The 18,939-nt window shown below is 67.2% G+C and carries 12 protein-coding genes; 7 read left to right on the top strand and 5 right to left on the bottom strand.

Translation table 11 applies throughout. The features are described from left to right. Positions 1–33 precede the first annotated feature (33 nt). The 3 genes from J8847_RS04665 to J8847_RS04655 all read right to left on the bottom strand — a co-directional run bounded on the left by J8847_RS04665 (position 34) and on the right by J8847_RS04655 (position 4,485). Positions 34–2,838, bottom strand: coding sequence for a pitrilysin family protein (locus J8847_RS04665; RefSeq protein ID WP_211523516.1), 2,805 nt, complete (start codon positions 2,836–2,838; stop codon positions 34–36). Between the two features lie 257 nt (positions 2,839–3,095). Next, complete coding sequence (locus J8847_RS04660; protein ID WP_211523515.1) at positions 3,096–3,992, bottom strand: metallophosphoesterase; 897 nt, start codon at positions 3,990–3,992, stop codon at positions 3,096–3,098. Positions 3,993–4,002: 10 nt separating this feature from the next. Then, positions 4,003–4,485 carry a CinA family protein gene (locus tag J8847_RS04655; protein WP_211523514.1) on the bottom strand — a complete coding sequence of 161 codons (483 nt, stop codon included), beginning with the start codon at positions 4,483–4,485 and terminating at the stop codon, positions 4,003–4,005. A 403-nt stretch (positions 4,486–4,888) separates the two neighbouring features. Between J8847_RS04655 and J8847_RS04650 the strand changes: the two genes are divergently transcribed. Both J8847_RS04650 and J8847_RS04645 read left to right on the top strand, forming a co-directional pair. Further along, positions 4,889–6,922 (top strand): ATP-binding protein, encoded by a 2,034-nt coding sequence (locus J8847_RS04650; protein ID WP_211523513.1) that lies wholly within the window; start codon positions 4,889–4,891, stop codon positions 6,920–6,922. Next, on the top strand, positions 6,922–9,504 hold the full coding sequence (locus tag J8847_RS04645; protein ID WP_211523512.1) for an EAL domain-containing protein: 2,583 nt from the start codon (positions 6,922–6,924) through the stop codon (positions 9,502–9,504). Before J8847_RS04650 ends, J8847_RS04645 begins: the two co-directional genes overlap by 1 nt. A 59-nt stretch (positions 9,505–9,563) precedes the next feature. Here J8847_RS04645 and thiL read toward each other — a convergent pair whose 3' ends face one another. Beyond that, a complete protein-coding gene (gene thiL / locus J8847_RS04640) occupies positions 9,564–10,544 on the bottom strand; it encodes a thiamine-phosphate kinase (RefSeq protein ID WP_211523511.1) in 981 nt (326 codons plus the stop codon). A 220-nt stretch (positions 10,545–10,764) separates the two neighbouring features. Here thiL and J8847_RS04635 point away from each other — a divergent pair, with 220 nt between their 5' ends. From J8847_RS04635 to J8847_RS04615, 5 genes are all read left to right on the top strand, one after another. Next, a complete protein-coding gene (locus J8847_RS04635; protein ID WP_211523510.1) occupies positions 10,765–13,077 on the top strand; it encodes an NADP-dependent malic enzyme in 2,313 nt (770 codons plus the stop codon). A 434-nt stretch (positions 13,078–13,511) separates the two neighbouring features. Next, the gene (gene gmd, locus J8847_RS04630; protein ID WP_211523509.1) at positions 13,512–14,555 is read left to right on the top strand and encodes a GDP-mannose 4,6-dehydratase; all 1,044 of its coding nucleotides are present in this window, start codon (positions 13,512–13,514) and stop codon (positions 14,553–14,555) included. Position 14,556: 1 nt separating this feature from the next. Further along, the gene (locus J8847_RS04625) at positions 14,557–15,498 is read left to right on the top strand and encodes a GDP-mannose 4,6-dehydratase (RefSeq protein WP_211523508.1); all 942 of its coding nucleotides are present in this window, start codon (positions 14,557–14,559) and stop codon (positions 15,496–15,498) included. Continuing rightward, the gene (locus J8847_RS04620; protein WP_373999824.1) at positions 15,465–16,649 is read left to right on the top strand and encodes a glycosyltransferase family 4 protein; all 1,185 of its coding nucleotides are present in this window, start codon (positions 15,465–15,467) and stop codon (positions 16,647–16,649) included. Before J8847_RS04625 ends, J8847_RS04620 begins: the two co-directional genes overlap by 34 nt. Positions 16,650–16,669: 20 nt before the next feature. After that, positions 16,670–17,815: a glycosyltransferase family 4 protein gene (locus tag J8847_RS04615; RefSeq protein ID WP_211523507.1), complete on the top strand. Its 1,146-nt coding sequence runs from the start codon at positions 16,670–16,672 to the stop codon at positions 17,813–17,815. Positions 17,816–17,934: 119 nt separating this feature from the next. On the opposite strand, the gene J8847_RS04610 is transcribed toward J8847_RS04615, so the two are convergent. Further along, complete coding sequence (locus J8847_RS04610) at positions 17,935–18,930, bottom strand: two-component system response regulator (RefSeq protein ID WP_211523506.1); 996 nt, start codon at positions 18,928–18,930, stop codon at positions 17,935–17,937. Between the last annotated feature and the right edge of the window lie 9 nt (positions 18,931–18,939).

Here is an 18,939-nt window from a genome sequence, read left to right as displayed (position 1 = left end):
TTTGTAAGCCTTAGGCATCGGCGCAACGGTCTGCTATTTTCCCTCCTTCTTGAGGATGAGCTGTCCGTCGTCGTCGCGCACTTCCGGCGCGCCCAGTTCGAGCGGCTGCAGCTGCGGCATGACTTTCTTGCGGTCGCCGACGGCGACCACGATCATCTTCTCCGGCGCGAGCCAGGTGCGCGCGGCCTGCTGCACCTGGGCCGCATCGACCTGCGCGAAGCGGCGCGGCAGGCCGGCGTACCAGTCCAGCGGCAGCCCGTACACGAACAGCTCGGCCAGGCTGGCGCCGACTTCGCCGCTGGTCTCGAACTGGCCGGGCAGCGACAGCAGCTGGGCGTCGCGCGCCGCCGCCAGCTCGTCAGGAGGCAGCGGTTGCTCGCGCATGGCGCGCACTTCGCGGAAGATCTCGCGCACCGAGGCGTCGGTGGCGGCGCGCTCCACGTTGCCCGCGATGATGAAGGGGCCGGGCGTGCGGTCGAGGCGGAAGGCCGAATAGACGCCGTAGGTATAGCCCTTGGTCTCGCGCAGGTTGTTGTTGAGCCTGCTGGAGAACATGCCGCCCAGCGCGCCGTTCATGACTTGCAGGGCCGCGTAGTCCGGCGTGTCGCGCGCGGCGCCGATGCTGGTGACGCGCAGCGCCGTCTGGCCGGCGCCGGGCTGGTCGACCAGCACCAGGCGCGCGCGGGTGGTGGAGGCATCGCCCGCCGCGGCCGGCGGCGCGGCTTCGCCCTGCCAGGCGCCGAAGCGCGCCTCGGCCAGCGCGCGCAGCTCGTCCAAGGTGATGTGGCCGGTGACTACCAGGGCCGCGTTCGAGGGCACGTAGTGGCGGCGCCAGAACGCATGGATATCGTCGCGGGTGGTGGCGCGGATCGCCGGCTCGGTGCCGAGCTGGCCGTAGCCCTTGGCGTGGCGCGCGCCGTACAGCGCGCCGGCGGCGGCGACCGCGGCCACCATGTCCGGCTCGTCGCGCTGCTGGATCAGTTCACCCAGCCGGTCGGCGCGCTGGCGCTCGACTTCGGCATTCGGGAAGGCCGGTCGCTGCACCACGTCGGCCATGATCTCGAGGGCCTGGGCGAAGGTGGAGCGCAGCGCCAGCAGCGAGACGCTGGAGGCGTCGGCGCTGGTGCCGCTGTCCATGAAGGCGCCCAGCTGAGCCAGCTCGTCGGCGATCTGGGGCGCGCTGCGGGTGGCCGTGCCTTCCTCCAGCATCTGGGCCGTGAAGCCGGCCAGGCCGGGCAGGCGCACCGGATTGGCCGCGCTGCCGCTGCGCACCACCAGCTGGGCCGAGACCAGGGGCAGGGCCGGGTTGTGGTGGTGGATCACGGTCAGGCCGTTGGCCAGCTTGAAGGACTCGCCTTTCGGCAGCGTGAAGGCGGGGGCGGGCCCGGCCTTGGGCGGCTTGGCGCGCCAGGGTTCATCGGCGTTGATGTGCTGCTGGGCCGCCGGCTTGGGAGCGGCTTTCTTCTTGGGTGCGCGCGGGTCGTCGATCACGGGCGTGCCCGGGATGCCGGTGACCACCGCGCGTGCGTCCTGCTTGAGCCAGGCCTGCACGGCGCGCCGCACGGCGGCGGCGTCCACGCTGCGCAGGCGTTCGAGGTCCTTGGGCAGGTAGCCCGGATCGCCGGTGTACTGGTTGTAGTGGTTGAGCTGGTCTGCCAGGCCGTCGCCGCCGAGCTTTTCGATCGAAGACAGCAGGGCGGTCTCGATGCTGTTGCGGGCGCGCTCGACTTCGCGCTCGGACGGACCCGTGTCGCGCAGCTGGGCCAGTTCGGCGTCGATCGCTTCTTCCAGTTCGCGCGCCGTGTGGCCGGCGCGCGCGGTGACGTCGATCACGAAGGTCGAGGTGAGGCCATAGGAATTCTGGGTGGCGTCGACGTCCTGCGCGATCTGGCGCTCGTAGACCAGCGATTTATACAGCCGGCTCGACTTGCCGCCGCCCAGGATGTGGGCGGCCACGGCCAGCTCGATGTCGCCCGGCTGGTAGGCCGGGGGCGTGAGCCAGCCCATGAACACGCGCGGCAGCTCCACGCGGTCGGGCACGACCACGCGCCGCTCGCTGGTGATCGGCGGCGTCGCCACGTTCGGGCGCGCCACCGGCGGGCTGCGCCGGAAGCTGCCGAAGTAGCGCTCGACCAGCGCGCGCGTCTTGGCCTTGTCGATGTCGCCGGCGATCACCAGGCTGGCGTTGTTGGGGCCGTAGTAGCTCGCGAAGAACTGGCGCACGTCTTCCAGGCGCGCGTTCTGGATGTCGGCGTGCGAGCCGATGACCGAGGCGTAGTAGGGGTGGCCCTTGGGGAAGAGGGCGTGCGACAGGGCTTCCTCGACGATGCCGTAGGGTTCGCTCTCGACGCTCTCGCGGCGCTCGTTGCGCACCACGTCCTGTTGGTTGGTCAAGGCCTTCTGGTCGAGCACGTCGAGCAGGTAGCCCATGCGGTCGGCGTGCACCCACAGCGCCAGCTCCAGCTGGTTGGCGGGCACGGTGTCGTAGTAGTTGGTGCGGTCGAGGTCCGTGCTGCCGTTGCTGTCGGTGGCGCCCGCGCCTTCGAGCAGGCGGTCGGCCAGGCCGCGCGGGATGTGGCGGGTGGCGGCGAACATCATGTGCTCGAACAGGTGGGCGAAACCGGTCAGGCCCGGGACTTCATTGGCCGGGCCCACGTGGTACCACAGGTTGACGGCGACGATGGGCAGGCGCCGGTCTTCGACCAGGATCACCTGCAAGCCATTGGGGAGAACGTATTTATCGTAGGCGACCACGGGCAGAGGAATAGGGGGTTGGGACATGGCGGGGGCGGATAGGGAGGCCAGCAGCAGTGCGGCCAGGATGACGAGCACTCTCATGCGGATCTCCGTGCGGCGCGGGGCCGCCATGATAATTCAAAAGGAGGCGGCTGGTAGATTTGGAAGCGGCGCTACGGCTGAATTTCCAAAGCACGCGGCCGTAAAACCGTCGTACCCGCCATTGGCGGCTCCGACTCCCCGCGAAGGCGGGGATCCAAGTTTGCGCGCGTAACGTTCAAGTTTAACCCGGACGGCGGCTCGACGAACTTGGGTTCCCGCCTTCGCGGGAACGACGGGCTGGGGCTGGTGGTGAGAGATCAATGGCATTCGGTTCGCCCATGATCCATCACCGCCCCCGCCGGCACCTTCTCCGGCGCCGCAGGCAGGAATGTCCACTCATACGCCCCGTCGAGCAGCCGCAGCTGCAGCACCCCGTCGAAACTCGCCTCGCGCACCTCGCTGTTGGGCGGGAATCGCAGGAAGGGCGTCGCATACGCCCCCCCGGTGCCGACCACGAACTGCCGGATCCCGCGCGCCCGGTCCAGCCCTCCCTGCGCATCCTGCGGCGCGAAGCGTTCGTAATCGTGGTCGTGGCCGGACAGGACCAGCTCTGCCCCGGCGTCGAACAGAATCTGCCACGCATCCTGTAGTCTTCCCGGCTCGCGGTGCCCGCCGGATGAATACAGCGGGTGGTGCCAGAACGCCAGCGTGCAGCGCGTCGGGGCGCGCGCCAGTTCCGTGCGCAGCCAGTCCAGCTGGGCGGCCTGCGCCGCGCCCTTGAGGTTGCTGTTGAGCGAGATCACCAGCCAGCCGCCCAGCCGCAGGCTGTAGTAGCCGCGCCCGGCGCGCTCGCCGAAGTAGGCGAAGTAGGGCGCGCCCTTGTCGGTGTGGTATTCGTGGTTGCCGGGCGTGGGCCAGGTGCGTTCGCGGAAGCGTCCCCAGGTCGGGGCGTAGCAGTCGGCGAACTCGCGCGCCGCGCCGTGCGGGTAGGTGTGGTCGCCCAGCGTCAATACGGCGGCGTCGGGATCGCCGGCCAGCCGCGTTTCCACCAGGGCGGCGGTGGCGGCCGCGCCCGACCAGCGTGGATCGGGATGGGCGCAGCGGGCGATGTCGCCCGCCGCATACAGCGTGTAAGCCGTTGCCGGGACGGCGGCCGCCGTCAGCGGCAGGGCCGCCAGCGTGGCGAAAAGCGCATGGCGCAGCCTGTCCGGCATCCGGCGCGCCTTATTCAATGAAGCGCAGCAGTCCCCGGAGAGCGTGCGCGACGGTCTGCTCGCGCACGGCGTGGCGGTCGCCTGAGAACACCAGGCGCTCGGTATAGGTGGTGTCGCCGCGCGACCAGCCGAAGCAGACGGTCCCGACCGGCTTGCCCGGCACGGCGCCGGTCGGGCCGGCGATGCCGGTGGTCGAAACGGCCACGTCGGCGTTGCTGTTGGCCAGCGCGCCCTCGGCCATCTTGCCCGCGACTTCCTCGCTGACCGAGCCGAACTGGGCGATCATCGCCGCCGGCACGTCCAGCAATTCGGTCTTGGACGCATTCGAATAAGTCACGAAGCCGCACTCGAACCAGCCGGTGGAGCCGGCAACCTCGGTGATGGCCTGCGAGACTCCGCCGCCGGTGCATGACTCGGCGGTGACCAGCAGCAGCCGTTTGGCCTCCAGGGCCCGCCCAACCTGGGTGGCAAGATCGATGAGTTCGTTCGTCACGTGCGTCTCCTTTCGTTTCTTGTCGGGGCGGTCCGGCGGCGGCGCCCCGGTGCGGCGGACGGGGTCGTCGGCCTGGAAACCATTCTAGCGCGCTGCAGGCCGTCATGGCATGACACTGGGGGTAAAATTTGCAATTCGAACACCGCTAGCCCTTCGACAGTGCGCCCACATCCTCTTGGCACAATAAAATGTTCCGTGCGACATGATGCCCGGCCGTGCTGCTATGCTGGACGCCTGCTGGGCGCGCCTCGGGGAGGGCGTCCTTTCCCCGTTTTTTTGTAGGACCTGAGAATGCCGCACGCTTTGATCGCGCGAAGCCAAGCCGGGCCGCCACGGCCGTGAAGATCCCTGTCGCTGTCCCGTCGCGGTCCGCGCGCAAGCCCATGCTCGTCCTGGAGGAAGCATGAGCCGCCAGGGATCGATCCGCAAGAAGCTGGCCACGGCGGTCATGGCGACCACCTTCGCCGCGCTGCTGGTCTCGATCGCGATCGTGGTCGGCTACGACTTGCGCAGCTACCACCGCGCGCTCCTCAACGACCTCACCACCCAGGCCGAGCTGGTCGGCCACATGACCTCGGCCGCGCTGACCTTCGACGATCCGCGCCTGGCCAACGAGAACCTGGCCCTGCTGCGCACCCGTCCCCTGGTGCGCGCCGCCGCCATCTACGACGCCGGGGGCGAGCTGTTCGCGTCGTATGCGGCCGCCGGGGAGGGCCGTCCGGTTCCCCAGCGCCTCGGCGAAGCGACCGCGACGAGCGTCGAGGGCGAGCTGGTGGTCCGGCAGCGCATCGCCGAGAACGGCGAGCAGCTGGGCACCGTGGTGCTGCGCGCCGAGAGCGGTCTGGCGCAGCGCTTCATCGACTACCTGGCGATCGGCGTCGGCGTCACCCTGCTGGCCATGGGCGTGGCCTGGCTGCTGATGTGGCGGCTGGGGAAACGCCTGACCGCTCCCTTGATGGCGATCACCGGCATCGCGCAGGAGGTGGTGGCCACGCGCGACTACTCGCGCCGCGCGCCGCGCACCAGCGACGACGAGGCGGGCGAACTGGCCGACTCCTTCAACGCCATGCTGACCGAGATCGAGCAGCGCACCCGCGAGCTGGAAAATTCCAACAGCGCCATCGTGCGCGAGGCCCAGGAGCGCACCCGCGCCCAGCAGGAAGTGATGCGCCTGAACGAACAGCTCGAGCAGCACGTCGACGAGCGCACCATGCAGCTGGCCCTGGCCAACGCCGAGCTGGCCAACGCGATCGAGGAAGCGCGCAACGCCAACCAGGCCAAGTCGGCCTTCCTTTCGTCCATGAGCCACGAGCTGCGCACCCCGCTCAACGCCATCCTCGGCTTCGCCCAGATCCTGACCTCCGACACCCTGCCGTCCACCCTGGAGCAGAAGAAGGAATTCGCCAACCACATCCTCAAGTCCGGCCGCCACCTGCTCACCCTGATCAACGAGATCCTCGACCTGGCCAAGGTGGAGTCGGGCACCGTGACCCTGTCGATGGAGCCGGTGGCGCTGAGCGACACCCTGCTCGAATGCCGCACCATGGTCGAGCCGATCGCCGCCGGCCGCGGCGTGCGGGTGCTGTTCCCGGACGTGGCCGGGGCGGTGGTGCTGGCCGACCGCACGCGCCTGAAGCAGGTGCTGCTCAACCTGCTCTCCAACGCGGTCAAGTACAACCGCGAATCGGGCGCGGTGGTGCTGACCTGCGAGCAGACCGCGCCCTCGCGCCTGCGCCTGTCGGTGCAGGACACCGGCCAGGGCCTGTCGGCCGAGCAGGTGGCGAGCCTGTTCCAGCCCTTCAATCGCCTGGGCCAGGAGGGCGGGAGCCAGGAAGGCACCGGCATCGGCCTGGTGGTGACCAAGCGCCTGGTCGAGCTGATGGGCGGCCAGATCGGCGTCAGCAGCAGCCCCGGCGTGGGCAGCGTGTTCTGGATCGAGCTGGCCACCACCGCGCCGCTGGCCTCGGCCCTGCCGGAGGGCGGCCAGGAGGTGCAAGCGGCGGCGCCGGCCGCGCCGATGGAGGGCGAGCCGCACCTGCTGCTCTACGTCGAGGACAATCCGGCCAACCTGCGCCTGATCGAAGAGATCGTGCGCTTCCGCCCCGACCTGCGCCTGCTGTCCGCGCCCGACGGCCACATCGGCCTGCAGCTGGCGCGCGCGCACCGCCCCGAAGTGATCCTGATGGACCTGAACCTGCCCGGCATGAGCGGGATCGAAGTGCTGCGCCAGCTGCGCACCGATCCCGAGACCGCGGCGATTCCCGTGATCGCCCTCACCGCCAACGCCATGCCGCGCGATATCGAGCGCGGGATCGCGGCGGGCTTCCACCGCTACCTGACCAAGCCGATCGACATCGACAAGTTCACCGAAGCGATCGACAGTACGCTGGCGCACCTGCATGGACGCGGGGCCCAGGCCGAAAGGAAGGAAGTTTGATGATTTCCCTGTCCGACATCCGGCGCGCCCACATCCTCGTCGTCGACGACGAGCCTGTGAACGTGCAGCTGCTCGAGTACCTGCTCAAGACCACCGGCTACGAGAACGTGTTCAGCACCAACGACCCGCGCCAGGTGGTGTCGCTGCACCTGAAGCACCGCTTCGACCTGATCATCCTCGACCTGCACATGCCCGGCATGGACGGCTTCGACGTGATGGAGGCGCTCAAGCCGCTCGAGAGCGATTCGTGGCTGCCGGTGCTGGTGGTGACGGCGGAGCCGGACAAGAAGCTGGCGGCGCTGGAAGCGGGGGCGCGCGACTTCATCGGCAAGCCCTTCGACACGGTCGAGGTGATGACCCGCATCCGCAACCTGCTGGAAGTGCGCCTGCTGCACCGCGAATCGCGCGACTACGGCTCCCAGCTCGAGCGTGAAGTGCGCGAGCGCACCGCCGAGCTGGCGCGCTTCCGCGGCGCGATGGACGCCACCCCGGATGCGATCTTCCTGATCGACACCGCCAGCATGGCGACGGTGGACGTATCGGACGGCGCCTGCCGCATGCTGGGCTTCTCGCGCGACGCGCTGATGCGCATCGATCCGGTGGCCCTCGGCCTGGCGTCGCGTACGCAGATCGAACGGCTGATGGGGCACACCGGGCATGCCGAGGGGGAGGGCAAGGAAACCGACATCGTCGAGACCGAGCTGCTGCGCGCCGGCGGCGAGGGCTCGGTGCCGGTCGAGATCAGCTGGAAGCTGCAGGACCTGGGCCACAGCCGCATCCTGATCGCGGTGGTGCGCGACATCAGCGAGCGCCTGCACGCGGCCGAGCGCCTGCGCCACGCGGCCAGCTACGACGCCCTGACCGGCCTGCCCAACCGCACCCTGTTCTTCGAGAACCTGGGCGCGGCCATCGACCTGGCCAAGGACAAGCGCTGGCGGGTGGCGGTGCTGTGCATCACGCTCGACCGCTTCAAGGTGATCAACGATTCGCTCGGCACCGCGCTGGGCGACGAGCTGCTGCGCCAGTTCAGCACCCGCCTGGTGCGCAGCGTGAAGATGCGCGAGCTGGTCGGACGCCTGGGCGGCGACGAGTTCGCGCTGATCCTGACCATGCAGCGCGACCAGCAGGAAGCGGTGAACGTGGCTAACGAGATCCGCGAGACCTTGCGCGCGCCCTTCGACCTGGACGGCCAGCAGGCCGCGCTCACGGCCAGCATCGGCATCGCCATGTACCCGGACGACACCAGCGATCCGGGCGCCCTGGTCAAGTACGCCGACGCCGCCATGGTGCGCGCCAAGGAAGCGGGGCGCGACGGCTACCGCTTCTTCACGGCCGGGATGAACGTGCAGGTGCTGGCGCGCCTGGACCTGGAACTGGCCCTGCGCGGCGCGCTCGAGGACGGGCAGTTCGTGCTGCACTACCAGCCCAAGCTGGAGCTCAACACCGGGCGCATCTCCGGCGTCGAAGCGCTGCTGCGCTGGCACCGGCCGGGTTATGGGCTGGTGTATCCGGCGGAGTTCGTGCCGGTGATGGAAGAGACCGGGCTGGTGGTGCGGGTCGGCGAATGGATCATCGACGAGGCCTGCCGCCAGATGGCGGAATGGAACGAGGCCGGGGTGCGCGACGTGCGGGTGGCGGTGAACGTGTCGAGCCGCCAGTTCGCCGAGGGCGACCTGGAAGCCACAATCCGCGCGGCGCTCGAGCGCCATGGAGTGGAAGCGCACCAGCTGGAGCTGGAGCTGACCGAGAGCGCGCTGATGGTCAATGCCGAGCACACCACCGAGGTGCTGCTGAGCCTCAAGCAGCTGGGCATCCGGGTGGCGATCGACGATTTCGGCACCGGCTATTCGAGCCTGGCCTACCTGAAGCGCTTCCCGATCGACAAGCTCAAGATCGACATCGCCTTCGTGCGCGACATCATCAACAACCCGGACGACGCGGCGATCGCGCTGGCCATCATCAGCATGGCGCACAGCCTGCACATGCAGGTGATCGCCGAGGGCGTGGAATCGCGCGCCCAGATGGCGTATTTGCGGCGCCACCATTGCGACGAGATCCAGGGCTTCCACTTCTCGCGCGCGCTGCCGGCCCCGGAGCTGGGCCAGCTGGTGCTGGACAACCGCGCCCAGCCCGACAAGATGCCGGCGACCGAGGACAAGGTCCAGACCCTGCTGGTGGTGGACGACGACGTGAATGTGCTGACGGCCCTGCACCGCCTGTTCCGGCGCGACGGCTACCGCGTGCTGACGGCGGCCACGCCGACCGAGGCCTTCGAGCTGCTGGCGCTGTACCGGGTGCAGGTGATCCTGTGCGACCAGCGCATGCCGGTGATGAGCGGGACCGAGTTCCTCAGCAAGGTCAAGGAGATGTATCCGGAGACGATACGCATCATCCTGTCCGGCTATACGGGCGTGGAGACGGTGCTGGATTCGATCAACCGCGGGGCGATCTACCGGTTCTATACGAAGCCGTGGAACGATGCCCAGCTGAGGGACAATATCCGGCATGCGTTTCGCCATTACTGGCTGACGTATGGGCCGTTTGATGACCGGAAGGTGCCGAGGGAAGGAAATGAGCAGTGAGACGTCATTCGTCGGCCCGCTCCCTCAGCCGAGTCCCGGGACGACGCTGGTTGAGGTGACTATGGGCTGGTAAAGTGGTCCCAGCCACGCAAGCCCACATCCAGAGGCGCTCCGTCCGCATCCACCAGCCGCAGTCCCGCCTCCGCCTCGATCCTGCCCACCCGCGTCACCGCCGTCCCGCTCTCCCTTCCCGCCTCCAGCACCGCCTCGCGATGCTCCGCCGGCGCCGTGAAGCACAGCTCATAATCGTCCCCGCCCGCCGCCGTGAAGCGCCTGCGCAGCGCAAGCGCCTGCCGCGCCAGCACCGGCCCCGCCGGCAGCGCATCGACATCCAGGGTCGCGCCCACCTGCGAGGCGGCGAGAATATGCCCCAGGTCCCCCACCAGCCCGTCCGAGATATCCAGCGCCGCATGTGCCAAAGGCGGGGCAATGGGCCCGCGCGCCAGCGCCAGTCCCAGCGCCACGCGCGGCGACGGCATGTGCATCCTCAGCGCCGCCTGCTCGTGCAGGGAAGGATCGAGCTCCAGCTCCTTCCAGTACCCCGCCAGCGCCAGGCGCGCATCGCCCAGGGTCCCGGAAATCCAGATGTCGTCGCCGGGCCGCGCCGCCGCGCGCCGCAGCGCGTGGCCGGGCCTCAGCTCGCCGAACACCGTGATGCAGATATTCAGCGGCCCCTTGGTCGTATCCCCGCCGACCAGCTCGCAGTCGAAGGCATCGGCCAGCGCGAACAGCCCGGACGAAAACCCTTCCAGCCAGGCCGGATCGGCCTTGGGCAAGGCCAGCGCCAGGGTAAAGGCAACAGGCCGCGCGCCCATGGCCGCCAGGTCCGACAGGTTCACGGCCAGGCTCTTGTGGCCGAGCATGCGGGGATCGGCGCCGGCGAAGAAATGGCGGTCTTCCACCAGCATGTCCGAGGAGATCGCGATCTGGCGTCCGGGAGCAGGGGCCAGCAGGGCGCAGTCGTCGCCGATGCCCAGCACCGCGCGTCCAGGCCGGCGGCGCTGGAAATAAGTCTTGATGAGGTCGAATTCGGAAAGCATGGCCGCGATTGTACCGCCGCCTCGAACACGCCTGCGATACCAGGACCGGTATGGAAAACTTGCACCCGGTAATCGCTGCATCGGATTTGCCGATGAGCAGTCGGAATATATTTGCTCAGATTATGAATGCCGGCTTGACTTGTTGAAAATACGTAGCCCTTGACAACTTTGCCTCTGCTAGAATTGGAGGTTCCCCTCTAGTATCAGGAAGGCTGCCCAGATGGACTCGTCATCGGACAAGAAAGAAGAATTACGTCAACAACTGCGTACGGCAGCACTCGAATATCACCAGATTCCCCGCCCCGGCAAGATCAGCGTGACCCCCACGAAGGGCCTGCTGAACCAGCGCGACCTGGCCCTGGCTTACTCGCCGGGGGTGGCCGCGCCTTGCGAAGAGATCGTCAAGGATCCGGCGAACTCCTATAAGTACACCGCGCGCGGCAACCTGGTCGCCGTCATCTCCAACGGCACCGCCGTCCTCGGCCTGGGCAATATCGGCCCGCTGGCTTCCAAGCCGGTCATGGAAGGCAAGGGCGTGCTGTTCAAGAAATTCGCCGCCATCGATGTCTTCGACATCGAAATCAACGAAAACGACCCGGACAAGCTGGTCGACATCATCGCCTCGCTCGAGCCCACTTTCGGGGGCATCAACCTCGAGGACATCAAGGCGCCGGAGTGCTTCTACATCGAGCGTAAACTCCGCGAGCGCATGAAGATCCCGGTCTTCCACGATGACCAGCATGGCACCGCGATCATCGTCGGCGCCGCGATCATCAACGGCCTGAAGGTCGTCAACAAGAACATCAAGGAATGCAAGCTGGTCGTGTCGGGCGCCGGCGCGGCCGCGCTGGCCTGCCTGGACCTGATCGTCGACCTGGGCTTCCCGATCGAGAACATCTTCGTCACCGACCTGGCGGGCGTGGTCTACAAGGGCCGCACCGAGCTGATGGACCCGGACAAGGAACGCTTCGCCCAGGACACCCCGCACCGCTCGCTGCTTGACGTCATCCCCGGCGCCGACATCTTCCTCGGCCTGTCGGCCGGCGGCGTGCTGAAGCAGGACATGGTCGCCAGGATGGCGCCGAACCCGCTGATCCTGGCCCTGGCCAACCCGAACCCGGAAATCCTGCCGGAAGACGTGAAGGCCGTCCGCAGCGACGCCATCATCGCCACCGGCCGCTCGGACTACCCGAACCAGGTCAACAACGTCCTGTGCTTCCCCTACATGTTCCGCGGCGCCCTGGACTGCGGTGCGACCACCATCACCCGCGAAATGGAAATCGCGGTGGTGCATGCGATCGCCGATCTGGCCCACGCCGAGCAGTCGGACATCGTGGCCTCGGCCTACGGCATCACCAACCTGTCCTTCGGTCCGGAATACCTGATCCCGATGCCTTTCGATCCGCGCCTGCTGACCCACATCGCTCCGGCGGTGGCCAAGGCGGCGATGGACGGCGGCGTCGCCACCCGCCCGATCGCGGACCTGGCTGCCTATGCCGACAGCCTGCAGCAGTTCGTGTACCGCAGCGGCACCTTCATGAAGCCGCTGTTCCAGATCGCCAAGAGTGCCCCGGCGGAGCTCAAGCGCATCGTCTACGCCGAAGGCGAGGACGAACGCGTGCTGCGCGCGGTGCAGGTGGTGGTGGACGAGAAGCTGGCGCGCCCGATCCTGGTCGGCCGTCCGGCGGTGCTGGAAAAGCGCATCGAGAAGTTCGGCCTGCGCCTCAAGCTGGGCCAGCACGTCGACGTCATCAACCCGGACTTCGACGAACGCTACCGCGACTACTGGCAGACCTACTACCAGATCGGCATGCGCAAGGGCGTGACCATCGACATGGCCAAGCTCGAAATGCGCCGCCGCCACACCCTGATCGGCGCCATGATGGTGCACAAGGGCGATGCGGACGGCCTGATCTGCGGCACCTACGGCACCACCCAGATGCACCTGCAGTACATCGACCAGGTGCTGGGCAAGCGCGCCGGTTCCAACGTCTATGCGGCGATGAACTTCCTGATCACCCAGGACCGCCAGCTGGCCATCGTCGACACCCACGTCAACGAGAACCCGAACGCTGCGGAACTGGCCGAGATCACGGTCATGGCCGCCGAGGAGATGGAACGCTTCGGCATGTGCCCGCGCGCGGCCCTGCTGTCGCACTCGAACTTCGGCACCGCCAACAGCGAGTCGGCGCAGAAGATGCGCGCCGTCCTGCCGCTGGTGCAGCAGATGAAGCCCGACCTGGAAATCGACGGCGAGATGCATGGCGACACCGCGATCGAAGCCAAGGTGCGCGTCAAGATCATGCCGGATTCGAAGCTGACCGGCGACGCCAACCTGCTGGTAATGCCGAACATCGACGCCGCCAACATCTCCTACAACCTGGTCAAGAGCGCCGCCGGCAACGGCATCGCGATCGGCCCGGTGCTGCTGGGCTGCGCCCGTCCGGTCCACATCCTGACGCCCTCGTCGACCGTGCGCCGCATCGTCAACATGACCGCGCTGGCCGTGGTCGACGCCGTCTCCCAGCGTTAATCCCCCGGCCGGCCAGGGCCGCGCCTGGTGCATTTTGTTGCAGTGCATCAGGCGCGGGCCTGGCCGGCCGCGCCTCCTTCCCTCTTCCCGCCGCACGTCTTGCTGCCTGTGTTTGCAGCAATATTTCTGGGCTTCACTCTGCCGGCGAATAGCCGCCACCCCGCTTTCCTTTAAGTAAACCCTATTTGTTTATTGCGCTGCATCAAGCGATATGTCGCGTGCACGTCGCAAGTCGTCGGATTTTTGTCGCGCTCACAATACACCCGTAACAATCGGTAAGCGCATGGGGTAACCTAAGGATTCAAAGGGCATAATGTACAGATAAGTGTTGTTTTATTAACACGATTTCTATTGTGCAAGGGTCTCGAGACCTTCCTTGCTAGAATCGGCTCGACAGCGTCCGCACCCGTGAGACAACCACGAGAACAACGAATATGCACACTACGAAAAGAGCCCTCATCACCGGGATTACCGGCCAGGACGGCGCCTACCTGGCGCAGCTGCTCCTCGAAAAAGGCTATCACGTCACCGGGACCTTCCGCCGCTGCAGTTCGGTCAATTTCTGGCGTATCGAGGAGCTGGGCGTCGCCTCGCACCCGAACCTGCAGCTGGTCGAGTACGACCTGACCGACCTGTCCTCGAGCGTGCGCCTGGTCGAAAACAGCCGTCCCGACGAGGTGTACAACCTGGCGGCTCAGAGCTTCGTCGGCGTCTCCTTCGAGCAGCCGGTGGCCACCGCCTCGATCACCGGCATCGGCGCCGTCAACCTGCTCGAAGCGATCCGCATCGTCAACCCGAAGATCCGCTTCTACCAGGCGTCGACCTCGGAAATGTTCGGCAAGGTGCAGGCCATCCCCCAGCTCGAGAGCACCCCTTTCTACCCGCGCAGCCCCTATGGCGTCGCCAAGCTGTACGCGCACTGGATGACGGTCAACTATCGCGAGTCCTATGGCATGTTCGGCTGCTCGGGCATCCTGTTCAACCACGAATCGCCGCTGCGCGGACGTGAATTCGTCACCCGCAAGATCACCGATTCGGTGGCCAAGATCGTGCTGAACAAGCTCGACGTGCTGGAGCTGGGCAACCTGGACGCCAAGCGCGACTGGGGCTATGCCAAGGAATACGTCGAAGGCATGTGGCGCATTCTCCAGGCCGACCAGCCCGACACCTTCGTGCTGGCCACCGGCCGCACCGAGACCGTGCGCGACTTCGTGGCCATGGCCTTCAAGGGCGCCAACATCGCGATCGAGTGGAGCGGCAGCGGCGAGGAGGAAGCCGGCCACTGCGCCCGCACCGGCAAGCAGCTGGTGCGCGTGTCGCCCAAATTCTATCGTCCGGCCGAGGTCGATCTCCTGATCGGCGACGCCGGCAAGGCCAGGCGCGAGCTGGGATGGGAGCCGAAGACCACCCTCGAAGAGCTGTGCCAGATGATGGTCGACGCCGACCTGCGTCGCAACGAACTGGGATTCTCCTTCTGATATGGAACGCGTGGCCACGGACGACATTCCCGTCTTTCTCGGCGGGCGCGAAGGCGAGGGGCGGCGCGCCCTGATCACCGGCCTGCGCGGCTTTACCGCGCGCTACCTGGCGCAGGAACTCACTGCCGCCGGCTACCGCGTCTACGGCACCGTGATGCCGGGCGAGGAACTCGGCCCGGACATCTATCCGGTCGACCTGCTCGACCGCGCCGCCCTGGCCGAAGTGATCGGCAAGGTCCAGCCCGACATGGTCGCCCACCTGGCCGCCATCGCCTTCGTGGCCCATGCCAACGCCGACATGATCTACCGCGTCAACGTGGTCGGCACGCGCAACCTGCTGGAGGCGCTGGCCGCCGGCCGGCACCGTCCGACCAGCGTGCTGCTGGCCTCCTCGGCCAACATCTACGGCAACGCCAGCGTCCCCGTCCTCGACGAGAACGTGCCGCCGTCCCCGGCCAACGACTACGCCGTCAGCAAGCTGGCCATGGAATACATGGCGCGCCTGTGGATGGACAAGCTGCCGATCACGATCGCGCGTCCCTTCAACTACACCGGCATCGGGCAGACCGAAAACTTCCTGCTGCCGAAGATCGTGTCGCATTTCCGCCGCGGCGAGCGCCGCATCGAACTCGGCAACCTGGCGATCGCGCGCGATTTTTCCGACGTGCGCATGATGGCGCGCAGCTACCGCCGCCTGCTGGCCGTGGCGCCCAGCAACGAAGTCTTCAATGTCTGCTCGGGCAGCTCGCATTCGCTGGCCGAGCTGATCGAGATGATGAGCGAGATCGCCGGCTACCGCATCGACGTGCAGGTCAATCCGGCCTTCGTACGCGCCAACGACGTGCTCCAGCTGACCGGCAGCAACAGCAAGCTGACCGCCGCGATCGGCCACCTCAACCCGACTCCCTTGTGCGATACGCTGCGCTGGATGTACGAAGCCTGATCGCTGGCAGCCTTAGCGTAGGACTCGGAACGACCAAGATCGAACCGGGGCTGACTGGCGGCCACCTGGACGGCATCGGGGTCTACACCCGGGCGCTGCTGCAGAACCTGCCGCGCACCGGCTGCACCGTACAGCCGTTCTCGTGGCCGCGTCCAGGCCTGCGCCGCGCTGGGAAGGGCGGCCAGGGCATCAGCATCGGCACGCCGATGCCGCAATCCTTCGAGAAAGCCTCGTTCATCGACCTGGCTACACCCGGCGCGCACCGCGTGCACATGCCCGTCGACGTGTTCCACGCGACCGACTACCGCATCGTGCGCATGGATTGCCCGGTGGTCGCCTCCCTGCACGACGCGCTGCCGATCAAGTATCCCGAATGGTGCAACCCGCGCCTGCGCGGCGTGAAGAACTGGCTCCAGCGCAAGGCCGCCGCCAAGGCCGACCATGTGATCGCGCTCTCGCACTTCGCGATCGACGAACTGGTGGAGTGCTTCGGCGTCGACGAGCGCCGTGTGTCGGTGGTGCCTTGCGGGGTGGACGACGAATGGCTGGAGACGCCCGATCCGGCCGCCGTGGCCGCCACCCTTACGGCCAATAAACTGCAACCCGGTTATTTCCTGACTGTCGGCACGCTGCAGCCGCGCAAGAACATCGGGCGCCTGATCGACGCCTGGCTGATGCTGCCCCCAAGCATGCGCGCCGAACGCGCGCTGGTGATCGTGGGCGTGCGCGGCGCGCGCAGCGAGGAACTGGTGGCGCGCATCGCAAGCCTGCAGGCAAGCGGCGAGAACCTGGTCTGGCTGAATAGCCTGAGCGATCACCAGGCCCTGCGCCATGTGTACGCGGGGGCGGGCGTGTTCGTGTTTCCTTCGCTGTACGAAGGCTTCGGCATTCCCGTCGTGGAAGCCTTCGCCTCGAAGCTGCCGGTAGTGGCCTCGAACGCCAGCTCGCTGCCGGAAGTAACGCAGGGAGCGGCCCTCGACGTCGACCCATTGAGCGCGGGCGAGATCATGGAAGCCATGCGTACCCTGGCCCAGGATGGCGCCGTGCGTGCGCGCTGCATCGCCGCCGGCCGCGTGCGCGCGGAGCAACTCACCTGGCAGAACACCGCACGATTGACCCTCGATGTCTATCGTGCGGTGGTATCCCGTTAATCCGCAGTAATCTTAAGCCCATGCGTGTCCTTCACTTCTACAAAACGTATTTCCCGGACTCGATGGGTGGCATTGAACAGGTCATCCGTCAGATGTGCGTCAGTACCGGCCGCGTGGGCGTCAGCAACACGGTGCTGTCGCTGTCGCGGCACGACCGGCTGGTGCCCTTCGAGTTCGAGGGGCACATGGTCCATCGCGTGCCGCAGAATGCGGAAATCGCGTCCAACGCCATCTCGCTGCAATCCATCGGCGCGCTGGCGCGCATGGCGCAAGAGGCGGACGTGGTGCACTACCACTTCCCCTGGCCCTTCATGGACCTGGCGCATTTCATGGCGCGCGTGAACAAGCCGACGGTGCTCACCTACCACTCCGACATCGTGCGCCAGCGCCACCTGCTGCGCCTGTACGCGCCGCTCAGGGACCGCTTCCTGAACACCGTCGACGCCATCGTCGCGGCCTCGCCGAATTACCTTGCCTCGTCGCCGGTGCTGGACCGCTACCGCGACAAGACCAGCGTCATCACCTATGGCCTGGACAAGAGCACCTATCCGCAGGCGGACCCGGCCCGCCTGGCGCACTGGCGCGCGCGCCTGGGCCCGAAGTTCTTCCTGTTCGTGGGCGTGCTGCGCTACTACAAGGGCCTGCACATCCTGCTGGAAGCGGCGGCCGGCCTGGACTACCCGATCGTGATCGTGGGCGCGGGCCCGATCGAGCACGAGCTCAAGCAGCAGGCCGCGCGCCTGAAGCTGAAGAACGTGGTCTTCCTGGGCGCGCTGGACGACGCCGACAAGGTGGCGCTGCTCACCTTGTCGTATGCGCTGTCCTTCCCCTCGCACCTGCGCTCGGAAGCCTTCGGCATTTCGCTGCTGGAAGGCGCCATGTACGGCAAGCCGATGATCTCCTGCGAGATCGGCACCGGCACCACCTACATCAACATCGACGGGAACACCGGCATCGTGGTGCCGCCGTCCGATCCGCAGGCGTTGCGCGTGGCGATGCAAAGGCTGTGGGAGAACCCCGAGATGGCGCGCCAGATGGGGCGGCGCGCCGAGATGCGCTACCAGGAATTGTTCACGTCCGAGAAGATGGCCGCGAACTACCTGTCGCTCTACGAATCGCTGGCGCCGCGGCGCGTGCCGGTACGCCTGGCGCGCGCGCAGGCCTGATCCACCAGCCGGACCAAGCGTAGGGTGGACGGCTTGCCGTCCACGCGCTCAACGGCGCCGGCACAGCGGCGAATGATCAACCGGTACGTATCGCCGCGTGGACGGGAGACCCGTCCACCCTACTGTTGTTCCGCCCAGCGCAGCCTGATCGCCCGGATCGCCGGCATCTGTTCGATGAACAGGTCCACCAGCACCGGATCGAAATGCTTTCCCTTTTGCTGGCGCAGGAAGTCGATCGCTTCTTCCTCGCTCCACGCCTTCTTGTAGGGACGCACCGAGGTGAGGGCGTCGAAAACGTCGGCGATCGCGCAGATGCGCCCTTCGAGCGGAATGGCGTCGCCCTTCAGGCCGTTGGGATAGCCGCTGCCGTCGTACTTCTCGTGATGGGTCAGCGCGATGTTGCGCGCCAGCCCCAGCATGCCTCCGCTATGCTCGCCGATGATCTCGGCGCCGATGTTCACGTGGCTCTGCATCACCTTCCATTCTTCCGCGTCGAGCGGGCCGGGCTTCTGCAGCACGCGGTCGGGGATGCCGATCTTGCCGACGTCGTGCATTGGCGCGGCGTGCAGCAGGTCGTCGGCTTCCTGTTCCGTCATGCCGGCCGCGATGCCGAGCACGCGCGAAAAGTGGCTCATGCGGATCACGTGCAGGCCGGTCTCGTTGTCCTTGTATTCGGACGCCAGGCCGAGGCGCTGCACGATCTCCAGGCGGCTCGCGCGCAATTCCTCCATGCGCACCAGCGACAGGTGGGTGCGCACGCGGGCGCGCACGATCGGCGGGCTGACTGGCTTGGTGATGTAGTCCACCGCGCCGGCCTCGAAGCCTTCGACCTCGTCGTCGGTGTCGGTGAGGGCGGTCACGAAGATCACGGGGATCGCGGCGGTGCCCGGATGCGCCTTGAGCGCCGCGCACACTTCATAGCCCGACATCCCGGGCATCATCACGTCCAGCAGGATCAGGTCGGGCTGTTCCTGGCGCGCCAGGTCGAGCGCGCGTGCGCCGTCCTTGGCGAACAGCAGGCGGTAGTGGTCCTGCAGGATCTGGCGCAGCAGCGCCAGGTTGCTGGCCTCGTCGTCGACCGCGAGGATGAGCGGTTTGTTGGTCGGTTGGGTCATGCCGAAAAT

It is taken from the genome of Massilia sp. AB1, from assembly GCF_018119385.1.
Lineage (GTDB): Bacteria > Pseudomonadota > Gammaproteobacteria > Burkholderiales > Burkholderiaceae_D > Telluria.
Note: the sequence above shows the minus strand (reverse complement) of the source record. Positions and strands in the feature narration are given on the sequence as shown.

Bases quoted from the DNA above. Each gene is read 5' to 3' on its own strand.
- J8847_RS04665 (WP_211523516.1), bottom strand. From the start codon at position 2,838: ATGAGAGTGCTCGTCATCCTGGCCGCACTGCTGCTGGCCTCCCTATCC.
- J8847_RS04660 (WP_211523515.1), bottom strand. From the start codon at position 3,992: ATGCCGGACAGGCTGCGCCATGCGCTTTTCGCCACGCTGGCGGCCCTG.
- J8847_RS04650 (WP_211523513.1), top strand. From the start codon at position 4,889: ATGAGCCGCCAGGGATCGATCCGCAAGAAGCTGGCCACGGCGGTCATG.
- J8847_RS04645 (WP_211523512.1), top strand. From the start codon at position 6,922: ATGATTTCCCTGTCCGACATCCGGCGCGCCCACATCCTCGTCGTCGAC.
- thiL (WP_211523511.1), bottom strand. From the start codon at position 10,544: ATGCTTTCCGAATTCGACCTCATCAAGACTTATTTCCAGCGCCGCCGG.
- J8847_RS04635 (WP_211523510.1), top strand. From the start codon at position 10,765: ATGGACTCGTCATCGGACAAGAAAGAAGAATTACGTCAACAACTGCGT.
- gmd (WP_211523509.1), top strand. From the start codon at position 13,512: ATGCACACTACGAAAAGAGCCCTCATCACCGGGATTACCGGCCAGGAC.
- J8847_RS04625 (WP_211523508.1), top strand. From the start codon at position 14,557: ATGGAACGCGTGGCCACGGACGACATTCCCGTCTTTCTCGGCGGGCGC.
- J8847_RS04615 (WP_211523507.1), top strand. From the start codon at position 16,670: ATGCGTGTCCTTCACTTCTACAAAACGTATTTCCCGGACTCGATGGGT.
- J8847_RS04610 (WP_211523506.1), bottom strand. From the start codon at position 18,930: ATGACCCAACCGACCAACAAACCGCTCATCCTCGCGGTCGACGACGAG.